General features: G+C 65.4%; 7 protein-coding genes. 2 read left to right on the top strand and 5 right to left on the bottom strand.

What is annotated here, in order from left to right:
* Positions 1-246: 246 nt before the first annotated feature.
* From RQI43_RS23975 to RQI43_RS23955, 5 genes are all read right to left on the bottom strand, one after another.
* Positions 247-2,058 carry a reverse transcriptase domain-containing protein gene (locus RQI43_RS23975; protein ID WP_311276830.1) on the bottom strand — a complete coding sequence of 604 codons (1,812 nt, stop codon included), beginning with the start codon at positions 2,056-2,058 and terminating at the stop codon, positions 247-249.
* 316 nt (positions 2,059-2,374) lie between these two features.
* The gene (locus tag RQI43_RS23970; protein WP_311276829.1) at positions 2,375-4,039 is read right to left on the bottom strand and encodes an SWIM zinc finger family protein; all 1,665 of its coding nucleotides are present in this window, start codon (positions 4,037-4,039) and stop codon (positions 2,375-2,377) included.
* Positions 4,036-7,164, bottom strand: coding sequence for a hypothetical protein (locus tag RQI43_RS23965; protein ID WP_311276828.1), 3,129 nt, complete (start codon positions 7,162-7,164; stop codon positions 4,036-4,038). Before RQI43_RS23965 ends, RQI43_RS23970 begins: the two co-directional genes overlap by 4 nt.
* Before the next feature lie 203 nt (positions 7,165-7,367).
* The gene (locus RQI43_RS23960) at positions 7,368-8,348 is read right to left on the bottom strand and encodes a hypothetical protein (RefSeq protein ID WP_311276827.1); all 981 of its coding nucleotides are present in this window, start codon (positions 8,346-8,348) and stop codon (positions 7,368-7,370) included.
* Positions 8,349-8,911: 563 nt separating this feature from the next.
* The gene (locus RQI43_RS23955) at positions 8,912-9,388 is read right to left on the bottom strand and encodes a hypothetical protein (RefSeq protein ID WP_311276826.1); all 477 of its coding nucleotides are present in this window, start codon (positions 9,386-9,388) and stop codon (positions 8,912-8,914) included.
* A 277-nt stretch (positions 9,389-9,665) separates the two neighbouring features.
* On the opposite strand from RQI43_RS23955, the gene RQI43_RS23950 reads away from it, so the two are divergent.
* Positions 9,666-10,700: a hypothetical protein gene (locus RQI43_RS23950; RefSeq protein ID WP_311276825.1), complete on the top strand. Its 1,035-nt coding sequence runs from the start codon at positions 9,666-9,668 to the stop codon at positions 10,698-10,700.
* Between the two features lie 176 nt (positions 10,701-10,876).
* Positions 10,877-11,383, top strand: coding sequence for a GNAT family N-acetyltransferase (locus RQI43_RS23945; RefSeq protein ID WP_311276824.1), 507 nt, complete (start codon positions 10,877-10,879; stop codon positions 11,381-11,383).
* Positions 11,384-11,387: the final 4 nt, after the last annotated feature.

Genomic DNA, 11,387 nt, shown 5'->3' with positions numbered 1-11,387 from the left:
GGCCGGACAGCCCCAGCTTGGCGTCCTCTTTTCACACAGCCTCCACCCATCTCGGAGGTTTAGGGGTCGGCATCGAGCGTCGGATGTCCATCCGTAGGAGCAAGCCGCTGGCAGGCCGCCGGCACGTCACCGGGGGCGGAGGGGGCAACCGGACCTCGATGACCCCGCCCCATGGATCAGGGCCATCGAGACCCGGTGTGAGAAGCCGCCGGAATGCGGCCGGAAGCCGGACCCCCTCCGAGATCCCTATCTCCGGCGTCGGCGACGGAGCCAGCGCCGGATTGCGATCACGAGTGAAGCGGCGAGCACCAGCAATCCCAGGACCGGGTGCACGATGGCGCCGGCCTGGAACAGGACGAACACGCCGAGCGCCACCATCCAGGGCTTCAGCGGCGTGTCCTCTCCGACATCGCCGCCGGGCGGTGATCCGGGACGCGGCTGGTCGGAGGCCGGCTCGGGGCGACGGCCTATGGACGGCAGGCCGCTTCGTCCGGGCACGCTTCTGGCGGTCCGCTCGGCCTCGAGCAGGATGGGATCGGGCTGCGGCGGCGGGCGTTCGGCCGGGCTCCACCAGCCCTCGCGCGGCGGCACACCCCGGGCGGATTGCGCGCGGAAGGGGGTGATCCGGGGCTGGGCCGATTGCTGCGGCGCCCCGTGTTTCTCGGCGAGCCGCCGCGCCTGCGCGACCAGGGGAGCACCGGCTTCGGGCGTGACCATCCGGACGAAGCGGGCAAAGCCCAAAGCCGCCGCGAGCACCGCCCGCCCCTCGCTCCGGCCCCAGCGGCGGCCGGCGGGTCCGTGCCCCTCGATGCCGTGCAATAGGGCGCGGAACCGCCGCAAGGTCTCGCGCGGCACCGCGACCCGCTCGTTCACCGTGAGCCCGGTGACCTCCTGGTGCCGCCCCCGCCGCATCACCCGTGTCTTGTCGGGATGGATTGTGAAGCCTTCCCCGGCGACGATCTCGTGCACGTATTTCAGGAGCGCGCCGGTCTTGCCTGCCGCCTCGCCCGAGGCCGAGAAGGTCATGTCGTCGGCGTAGCGGGTGTAGGTGAAGCCGAGCGACGCGGCGAGGCCGGTGAGGCGCGCGTCGAGGCGGGTGCAGACGAGGTTGGTGAGCGCCGGGCTCGTGGGCGCCCCCTGGGGCAGGCGGCGGGGGCCGCGTGCGGCGTAGAAGCGCTGCCCGTCGATCTCGACCTCGTCCACATCCGGCTCGGTGCAGAGCAGGGCGAGCACCGTAGCCACCGGCTCGGCATAGCCGAGGCCCCGGAACTTGCCCTTGATCCGGCGGTAATCCAGCGTCGGGAAGAAGTCCTTGAGGTCGAGATTGACCACCACGTCCCGCCCCACATGGAGGGCGGCGTTCGTCAGGATCGAGCGGCCCGGAACGAAGCCGTGGGCGGCCTCGTGGATGCCCGCATGGGCGAGCACGGCATCGAGAATCCAGTATTGCGCCCGCTTGAGCCGGGGCATCGGCGCCGAGATGGCGCGCAGCCCGCCGGTCTTCTTCGGGATGGTGAAACGCTGGTAATGGCTCACCGTGGCGAGCGCCCGGTCATAGGCGAGGAAGCGCAGCTCTCCGAGGCCGATCCCCATGGCCTCGGCCACCGCGACGGGGCTCGCCAGGTCCGGCAGGCCGTCGGCTCGCGACCCTGCAGCGTCTCCCCGCGCGGAGAGCCCTGCCGAGACGCCCTCGCCGAGATAGAGGATCTCCCGGTTCCGGCGCCCGTGCCAGGCGAGCGCGCGTTCGTGCCGCCCGCGCGCGCCGTTGAGCTTGGTTTCGCGCCGCCGTTCCAGGGCCGCCTTCTTCCGGCGCTTGTGCATCGCCTTGAGGGCGGCATCCGGATTCTTCCAAAGCGCCGCGCTCCGATGCAGCTCCGTCAGTTCGCGGGTGAGCTCGCCCCGGCGGCGGATGACGTCCTCGGGGAGGTTCGGCTGATCCGTCCCCGCCGGCCAGTAGCCGAGCCGGATCATCTCTTCGAGGACGACCTCGTCCTTCGAGCTCTCGCGGATGCGGTCGTAGAGTTGCTGCCGGGTGAGCGAGCCGGGCTGGACGCTCATGGGCGGCGCGCCCGGACGGGAGGACGAGTGAGGGACGCCGGGCGGAAAGCCTTCGTCAAGTCTCGGGACTGGTCCGGTCCACTCGATGCCGGCACGACCCCTACCGCGCGTTTGGGTTCAAGGAACCCAAACAGAAAGCGCGCGGTAGGGGTCTGTGCCGGCCCAGTGAAGAGCGGGCCGGTGACGCTTTGCCGGGCAGGGTGCAGGGACGGCGAAACGCCGCCCAGAATGCAAGGTCCGCTCCACCCGACGTCCCTCAGGGGATGAAGCTTAAAGCATGCCGGGGAGGGCATCAATCGGTTCCCGACGCGGTTCCTCACGCCTGACTCCTCATCGGCTTGCCCTCGACCTGCGCGTGGACGATGCGGCGCAGGGCCAGCATGTGCTCGCAGGGGCCGCGCATCAGTTTGTTCCGGATGTAGAAGCCGCAGGTGCAGCGGCCTCCGACCATGCGGTCATCCGCGTCGATCTCGACGGCGGTCGCCATGGCCCGGCCGTCGTCCAGCACCGAGCCGGTGAGGCTGCGCCGGCCCTCGGCGCGGGTGATGGGGCCGAGGGTCACCAGCCCGGCGGCGACGAAACGGTCGGCCTTGGCCTCCTGCTCCGAGGCGAAGCGCAGGGCGCTCGCATCCAGCGGTTCGCGGGTGAGTTCGCGCAGGCGAAACACCCGCTTGTCGAGGTCGAACATGACGCGGCCGGCCTGGACGTAGCCGCCGAGCGCGGCCTCCACCGTCGCCCGGTCGAGGCCGGTCTCGGCGGCGAGGGTCCCGGCATCGGCGAAGAGATGGCGGCCGAGCGCCGCGAAGACCCGCGCGGCGGTGCCCGCATCGACATCCGTGCGGGGCGCGAGGAGGTCGAACTGGCCGGCGCGGGACCAGTCGTTGGCGGTCCAGCCGGACAGGCCGAGGGTGAAGCGCAGGCCGCCGTAATCGACCACCGCGAAGGAGGGCAGACCGGTGCCGAGGAGATGGAGGCGCACCGATCTGGCGAGCGGCAGGGCGCGGGCGAGGATCGCCAGCCGGCGACGGCCCCAGAGCCGGATCTCGGCGCTCGCCGATCCTCGGTAGATCGAGCGCCGGAAGGTCAGGCGCTCGTTCCAGGGTTCGATCAGCACGCTCACCGGCCGGTCCGGTTCGAGCAGGAAGCGCAGGGAGCGCGGGCCGTGCCGCTCCCGGCGGGCGGCGAGGCGCGTCAGGATCGCGTGCATGTCGACGGGGTGGAGATCGACCACGCTGGCGGGCTGCGTCATGGCGCTCGAGACCTGGAGGAAGCCCCGCATCCAGGAATCGGGCAGATCGATCTTGTCCTCGCGGTATTCCTCCGTGCCGGCGGTCTGGACGGAGAAGCCCGTGGGGTCGATGGCGAGTTCGGTGGCGCGATCGCTGCGGATCTTCTGGAACTCGTCGTACAGAGCGTGGCTGTAATCGATGTTGGTGGTGCCGAAGGCCATCTCGCCCATGCGCTCGAACACGTCATGGTCACAGGAGAGGCGCCCGTAGGTGGATTCGTCGAGGCTGAAACACTCGAAGAAGATCTCGTCCGGATGCACGGTGATGACCGGGTCGAGGACGATCCAGGCGTCGAGATCCTCCTTGTAGAGCCGGTCGAAATAAAGCTGCCGGGCCTTGTAGAACGGCCGCATCACCGTCTGGGACGCGGCATCGATGTCCCTGAGTTCACGGCGCAGGGACTCGATCTCGGCCTCCAGCTCGTCCCGCCCGGCCAGCGCCTCGGCGAGAAGCTGCTGCTCGTTGGCCTGCAGCCAGGCGAAATAGGCGCTGCGGTCTTTCGGCTTGAAGCGCAGGTCCGACACCACGACGTGGTGCAGGGCCGAGATCGCCTCGCGGAACGGCAGGTGGCGGGCGACCCTTCCGTTGAAGAAGGTCGGCGCGCGCAAGGTATCGGGCGCGAAGCCGAGCCGCGTCGTGCCCCCTTCCGTGACGGCGCGGCTCTCGCCGAGATAGCGGTGGACGACGTTCATCGGGCACCCTCCGACAGGGATCCGGGGGCGGGCCGTGCCACGGAGGGGCGCCGGACGAGGGGCGTATCGAGATCCGGATAGGCGTTGGCGATGTCGCGAAGCGCCAGGATCGCGGCGTTCCGGTCGCGCGCCGTGACGCTCAGGGACAGGTCGGCGAAGAGGGGCAGCAAACCTTGCGCCCGCTCGCGGCTGCGCAGGGCCTCCCCCTTCAGGAAGGCGGCCATCCTGTCCTTGGCGGTCCGCCCCGTCAGCACCTGCAGCATGACGATGCGGGCGAGCGGCACGAGACGGGCGAAGGCCTCCTCGCTTTCCACCGCCTGCGCCGTCAGGAGCTCCGTCACCAGGAGGTGCATGGAGGGCGAGGGATGTTCGAGGAGGCGCAGGATCTGGGCATCCGCCTCCCCCGGCCGCAGATGGCTGCGCAGGATCCGGCGGGCGAAGGCCAGGACCTCCGGCTTGACGCTGTCGGTGACGACGGAAAGCGCCTCCGGCGTCCAGGCCTCCTCCGGCCAGGTCGCGAAATGGCTCTCCGCGAAGGCGAAGGTCTCCGGCCAGTCGCTTTCGACGAGAAGGACGGCCTCGGCCGCCTCGGCCTGGAAGCGGGAAGGCTCGGCGAGATAAGCGGCCATCGCCCATTGCCGCACGGAGAGATGCGAATGGCCCCCGAGCCGCGCGATCTGGCGCACGCTGAAGAGGCCGGGCGCCCGCTCGGCCAGCACGATCGCCCCGAGGCGTTGCGCGCCCTTGGCCTGCGCCTGCAGGAGGCGCCACAGGGTGCCGGAATCCAGGGCGGCGAGTTCCCCCGGCATGGCCTCGCCCAGGAGCGCGACGATGTCGGCGACGAACCGGTCGTCCGGCGCGGTGCGGAACAGGCTCGCCATGAGGGCTTGCGCCAGCGGGCCGGTGCTGGCCGGATCGGCATCGACCAGGCGCTTCACCAGGGGCCGCGCCGCCGTTCGCAGAATGGGCGAAGGACCGGAGGCGAAGGCGAGGATGTGGTCGGCGTGCCGACGGAGCCGCTCATCGTCCAGGCGCGACAGGAGGCCGATGGCGGCGTCCCGCACGTCCAGGGAGTCCGAGCCGATCAGGGCGTACCATTGCTCGGCGGGCAGGCCATCGGCATCGGTACCGGACAAGGCCAGCAGCGCGACGCCCGCAGCGATCATCTCCGCGGCCGGATGCGCCATCAGCGCGGCGATGTCCTGCCCGTCCACCGGCATGTCGTGGTCCGGCCAGAGCAGCGGCAGGCCCGCGCGCATGGCCCGGACCGATGCCGCCGCCTCCGCGTCGAGGACCGGCGGCATCGCCCGTAGCCACGCCACCAGCCGCTCGGCCAAAGGCCCGGCGACGCCGGCCGGAAGGCCGCGCTCGCGGGCGAGGGGGAGGAGCGCCGCCTCGACCTCCGGCGCGGCACTCGTGAGCAGCGCGAAGGCCAGCGCCACGTTCGACCAGGGCAAATCCGCCTCGGCCTCGATCCGCCGCAGGGCGAGCATTCGCGCCTCCGGGAACCGGGCCTGGACCAGGACGGCGAGGAGTTCGGGATCGGCGCCGCCCCGGGCGAGCCGCTCCCGCGCGATTTCCAGGCCGAGGGCGGCGACGGCGGGCAGAGTCGCGCCGAGCAGGCGACCGACCGCGGCGGCATCGAGGGCGGCGCAGGCGGCGGCGTCGGCCCGCAGGACGCGCAGCCCCAGCATCGCCACGGGGTCGATCCGCCCCTCCGTGGCGAGACGGAGCGCGAGGTCGGGCCGGGCGCTCCAGAGATCGGGGAAGGCCTCGTCCCGCAAGTCGAGGTCGGTGTCGGCATCGAGGAAGAACGTGGCCGAGCCCGAGCGCGGCCGTGCCTGCGGGGCATGGCGGAACAGGAGATGGCTCGCCGCCCATTGGGTCGCGAGGGGGCCGCGCAGGCGGGGCTCGCGGCCCCAGGTGCCATTCGCCTGACGCCGCCACAGGGTCGAGACCGTGCGCGGACCCAGATCCTCCGGCCGCACCCTCAGCAGCAGGCCGGTCGCCATCTCGGCGAAGGCCGGATCGCCGACCTCGCCGCGCTTGCGCAGGGCCCGCCAGATCCGGCGCTTGAGGTAGAGCGAGGTGGCGGAGGACAGGCCGATCCGCGCGTCCGGGCCGCCCCGTTCATCGCGCACCACGAATTGCCGCCGCAACTCGGCCGAGTAGACCAGAGGGTCGCCGGATTTGTACATCGCCTTCGCGGTTTCGAGCCGCAGCGCGGTGGCGCCGAAGAGGCCGGCATCGTCGGCCATCTCGGCATGTTTGAAGAGGCGGCGCAGGCCGATGAGGTAGGGAGGCCGGGGGGCCAAGCGCGGGAGCGCGGCGCAGAGGCAGGCATGCAGCACGGCATCGTCCTGCGCGCAGCGGCCGAGCGCCACCAGCGCCGGCCCGACGGCGAGGGGCTTGGCCCTGGCGAGGGCAGTCAGCGCGGCGACGAGGCCGTCCGCGTCGCCGGCGCGGGCCGGTCGGGCGACCGCCTCCGGCAGGTCCGCCTCATCGCCCGAGCGGCGCGTCTGCGCGCCCATCAGCGGCGAGACCAGGGCGAAGCGGGCGAGGTCGCGGATCACGACGCTGCTCGTCTCGGCCGCCACGGCCTCGAGGATCGGTGCGGCCTTGCCGCCCACGGCGCGAGCCAGCGCCCAGACCAGGGCGTAGCTCGCCCCCGCCGGCCCGACATCCTGCACCATGGCCACGAGGTCCGGCTCCGCTTGCGCGATGCGGAGCTGGCCGATGCGCCAGAGCAGGCGCTCGCGATCCTTCTCCGGCCACGGCCCGCGCCGGCAGGATGCCAGCCGCGCGAGAAGGATGCCGTCGCGGCCCTGGGCCGGGGCCCCGGCCGTGCCTGTCACGGATGACGCTACGGGCTGGTCGCTCCGGCGGTAGCCGCCGTTGATCTTCGCGACGACGACACTGTCGAACACTTTCGCGGCGGCATTGGCCGCGATCGGCTGCGCCGTTTTCGATCCCTCGCGCAGGATCGCGCCGCGTCGTCCGTAGCGGATGTTGACGAGGAACCGCTCCGGTGCTGCGACCGCGTCGTTCTCCACGAGGTCCACCTCGTAGACCTTGTCGGAGGCTCCCTCCTTCAGGTGGAGGCGCGCCGCGCGGACGACCCTCATGCAGCGGACCCGGAGAGGGCGACACTGCGATCCTTGGGTCTCTGCATCGTGGCTCCTCGCGAGACGGGGAAGAGGCGGCGACCGGCCCGGTGACGTGCGGCGTTCCGGTCGCAGGGATGTCTAGCCGCCCAGCGATCGCGGGGGCAACCCTGGCGGGCCGGGGCGGACCGTGATGGGCGCGTCCCCCATATCGCCCCGCCTGATCAGCGCGGAACCACCGAGGCGGCGACGCGCTCGGCCCGCGCGAGGGCGTCCGGCTGGTCCGCGCCGGCGAGACCGATGACCCGCAGGTAGGTCTTGCCCTCGAAGCGGATCGTCTGGGTCACGCCGACCTTTCGGCCGGACCGCACGTCCTTGCCGGTGGCCCGCAGGCGGATGACGACCGCGCCGCCCTCGGTGGTGCGGCTCTCGTCGGTGACCGCGATGTCCTTCACCTCGCGGATGGTGCCCAGCGCCTTGCGGGCGAAGGCGCTCTGCTGGCCGGCTGCCACCGGAGCCTTCCCCAGGGAAGGCGCCACGATGACGAGCGGCTGGGTGCCTTCGGGATCGACGTCCTTGGGGCCGTCGGTGAGCAGGAGGGTGTTTCCCATCAGCGTCCGCACCGGGCGGAACCCGGCCAGGTCCCCCACCGAATAGGGCATGGCCGCGATCTGGTCGGCGACGCTGCCGGGCGAGCGGAAGGCGATCGTGCCCAGCGCCGCCTCCACCGCCTGGTTCGGCACCTGCCCACGGGCCGCTTCCGGAACCTGCACGGTGACGAGGCCGGTGCCATCCCCGCCCCGCACCACCGCGACCCACTTGGTATAGGCGATCCCCCTGGCCGACTGGCTGCCGCGCAGGACCCGCCCCTCGCCGCCGGCGACGGACAGCGGCTCGGCAGCCCCCACGGCGGCAAAGCCCGTCGAACGCAGGGAATCGGGGGTGAATTTCTCGGCGAGCTGCCCATACGCCTCGGCCGGCATCGCGACGATGACGATGGAGGCGCCGGACGGATGCTCGAATCCGGCGAAGCTCTTGGCCAACGTCATCCCGGCGGGCGGCACCAGACCGATCCCGCCGGCAGGCGGAAAGACCGCCTCGGCGGCACGGGCCGGCAGGAGCGGGGCCGAGACGAGCAAGGACACGACAAGGCCGAGGAGGGCGAGCAGCCGGCCGGTGGCGCGGCGGAAACGGGGAAGAACCATTCTGGAAGCGTCTCTCGAGAGTGGGACATCGGCGTCGGCGGGGCTTGCCCCGACGCCGGCTCGCAATTCCCGAGAGCTTGACCGGCGGAGGCTCGGAGCGTCAAGCCACCGGGATCCGTGCGTGAGCCGTCCACCCTGCCCCGCGTCGCCGCTGACACCGCACAACGCGCGCCCGCGCTTCGTTGGCATCGCGCAAAGGAGCGCGAATGGCACAACGCCGCTTTTGTGCCGAGGGCACCGGGATATCCTGCGCGCCGATTGGGAGTTCAAGGATCGCGCCGAGACCGCCGTGCTCAGTCGCGCCGGAGCACTGGGACGATGCAGGCTGTACCGAAACCACAGATAATGAGCAGCTGGCCCAACGGGCTTCGATCTCTTCCGCACATGTGAACGAAGTGCGGGAAGCAAGGTTAAAAACTAAGTCAATGGGCTACTTAGTTTTTGCTTGGTGCCCAGGAAAGGATTGGGCACCAACGCAAAAATCACCAGCAAAATCAACGACTTATTCGTTCCGCGGAAATGCTTGTGTACCACCACTGCGCTTCATTGGCAAATGTCGAGCATCATCTCCCATTGACCGACGTTTGACCAGGCACCTCACCACACCCTTTTTTTACAAGCGGCGCTGTGCCGCCCACGAAGAATGCAAAAAACAAAGCAAAACCAAGCAATATATACCACACAGTTTCCCTGGACTTTCCGAGGGCACCAGATTTGTGCTTAAGATAATATTGAGTAAATCCAAGCGATTCTGAACGACCTTCTTTTTCTTTGATATATTCATCAACTACAGCAATCGTACTTCTCAAGCCATGATATCTAGCCCACCCAATCAATGAGATCAAGATTGTAATAAATCCAGCGGCAATAGCGACTTGTTTAGTTTCGGCGGCAAGTGCGAAAACTGCAGATGCAGCAACCGCGCCGATAACGTAAATCTCATTCTTTTCAATCATGTCGATGTGGCGAGAAATCAAATCTCGACATGATTTATACTCCTCGATTTCGACTTCATTGAACGCAACTTCAATATCATTCATTTTCTATCCGCTCCGTTATACGGGAAAAAGCCCACACGCAAACAATGCATTTCGAATCTATCGAATAAGAAATAGCACACATTGACCAGGATGGTACTAATCATCTTAGACGATGGTATATAAGGCCAAATCGATTTTTATTTTACGAATATTGGTAGAAATCTAGATTGGCCACCTCGGACATGATCTTGCAAAAGGTTATTTCATCGTACGCTAAATTCCGTCATTGAGATAGTGCGTATAATGCCTACAATATGGAAAAGCCGAGGGAAATAGCGTGACCAGTTCGAACGGGAGCATGGCAATATGGTGCACCAAACTAAACAGCGACGCTGTACCGTCATTTGAGGCACATCTGAATTACTGGCGGGTCGCCGGACTAGGGCTTCGAAGGAAAGATTTAAATCCAGTTGATTTTTTGGAGGTCGGGATTCTATTGTCCGGCGCCGAATCCATCGAAAATATCAATATATATGTACCCTTTAAGATCGAAGCGAAAGCAATAATTGATCTAGGGGCAAGGTTTTCCCAAAACGATATTGCGCAAGGTATCTTCAATGAAATTCTAACAAGCAGTCAAGTCGGAAACGGCCGAAGCTGGATTGAACTAGCTAATCAGGATCGAAAACTTTACTGTAGAGTACACGTTTTTGCGATTTCAGAAGGGAAAATTGATCAATCAGAACTTGCAGCAACGCATGAATGCGGCGGGACACTGATTAAAATTTTAAGGCCGTCTCTCGTAGCGAGTATAAGGGAACTCGCAAACGACGAGAAAATTTACTTTCGTATTAGAATTCCGGCCGGAACGAAGTACGAAAGTCCATTTGTCAAAGTGATAACGCCAAAAGATTGGTTTTTCCAGAGTGGATTCGATGAAATAGAGTACGTAGATTTTAGACTGAACGAATCGAGGACTCTACCTGATCGAATAGATCGACTTCTTATGGCTGATAAGGCAAAGGGTAACGTGCCTTTGAAGACTGTTGCTTTTCTCACCGCAGTGCAGGTACGCGCTGAGCTATCTGTTAGTAATACGGCTTTTCACAAAAATAGATTGCTGGAGGACAATCCTTGGAATCATTACGCGCCACACCCATTACCAAAAGGCATGATGGTATATCATTGGCGAAAATTGACGCCCAATACTGACCAGATCGAAAGTTTTACGGCATTTGTAAAACTACTTACGCGTCATACTGGAAGAAAAACAATAATAATATATATGCTTATAGCATTTTTATTCGGAATATTAGGAAATCTTGCTGCGGCGTACTTGCAATCAAAAATAGGATGGCCATCTCCACCTTAATGACTCAGTGTCTCGCTGAGGGGGCTGACGCCTATGTAAGTCTCGCCGCGCTTAACTGATGATTTGTGTTAATAGGTTTGCCTTAATGTTGGTTCGGAACTTAGGCAAGCGGCTAGTTAGATGGACACCCCAAATCTGGCCTACCTACTTACCCGGTCAATATGGTATGACGCACCATGAGTCGGACAGACATTGCCCTTGTGACGCTCCCTCCACCACTTGCAGCGGACCAACTGTCCTGCGAGGCGGCTGAGGCGTTGGCGTTCATTCTGCCGTTGTCGACGGAGTACCCAAACATCGAGGAATGGTTCTGTGGTAAGGTCGCTCCAGGCATTCAAAATGGCACCCGCCATCTGCTGCGCATAGAACGCGATGGGCGCCTTGTTGGACTCGGAATCGCAAAATCCTCCCCCTTCGAGAAGAAAATTTGTACCGTGCGGATCGCGCCGGAGTATGTCGGTAAAGGCTTGGGCGTAAGAATATTCGACGGGCTGTTGCATTGGCTTGGAACGGACCAGCCTCATTTGACCGTATCAGAGAAGAAGCTCCCTGCGTATGAGCGGATTTTCGAGTGGTATGGATTTAAGTTAACGTCCAAAAGCAGAGGTTTATATCTGCCTTCGGTTACTGAAGTAAGATATAATGATCCGTCGCGAAAGCTAAACTCAACTATATCTGAATAAAGAG

The organism is Methylobacterium sp. WCS2018Hpa-22, assembly GCF_031843785.1.
GTDB lineage: Bacteria > Pseudomonadota > Alphaproteobacteria > Rhizobiales > Beijerinckiaceae > Methylobacterium.
This window is presented reverse-complemented; position numbering and strand designations above follow the sequence as displayed.

What these genes read in the sequence shown, in the direction of transcription:
- RQI43_RS23975 (WP_311276830.1), bottom strand. Translation starts at nt 2,058, where the DNA reads ATGAGCGTCCAGCCCGGCTCGCTCACCCGGCAGCAACTCTACGACCGC.
- RQI43_RS23970 (WP_311276829.1), bottom strand. Translation starts at nt 4,039, where the DNA reads ATGAACGTCGTCCACCGCTATCTCGGCGAGAGCCGCGCCGTCACGGAA.
- RQI43_RS23965 (WP_311276828.1), bottom strand. Translation starts at nt 7,164, where the DNA reads ATGAGGGTCGTCCGCGCGGCGCGCCTCCACCTGAAGGAGGGAGCCTCC.
- RQI43_RS23960 (WP_311276827.1), bottom strand. Translation starts at nt 8,348, where the DNA reads ATGGTTCTTCCCCGTTTCCGCCGCGCCACCGGCCGGCTGCTCGCCCTC.
- RQI43_RS23955 (WP_311276826.1), bottom strand. Translation starts at nt 9,388, where the DNA reads ATGAATGATATTGAAGTTGCGTTCAATGAAGTCGAAATCGAGGAGTAT.
- RQI43_RS23945 (WP_311276824.1), top strand. Translation starts at nt 10,877, where the DNA reads ATGAGTCGGACAGACATTGCCCTTGTGACGCTCCCTCCACCACTTGCA.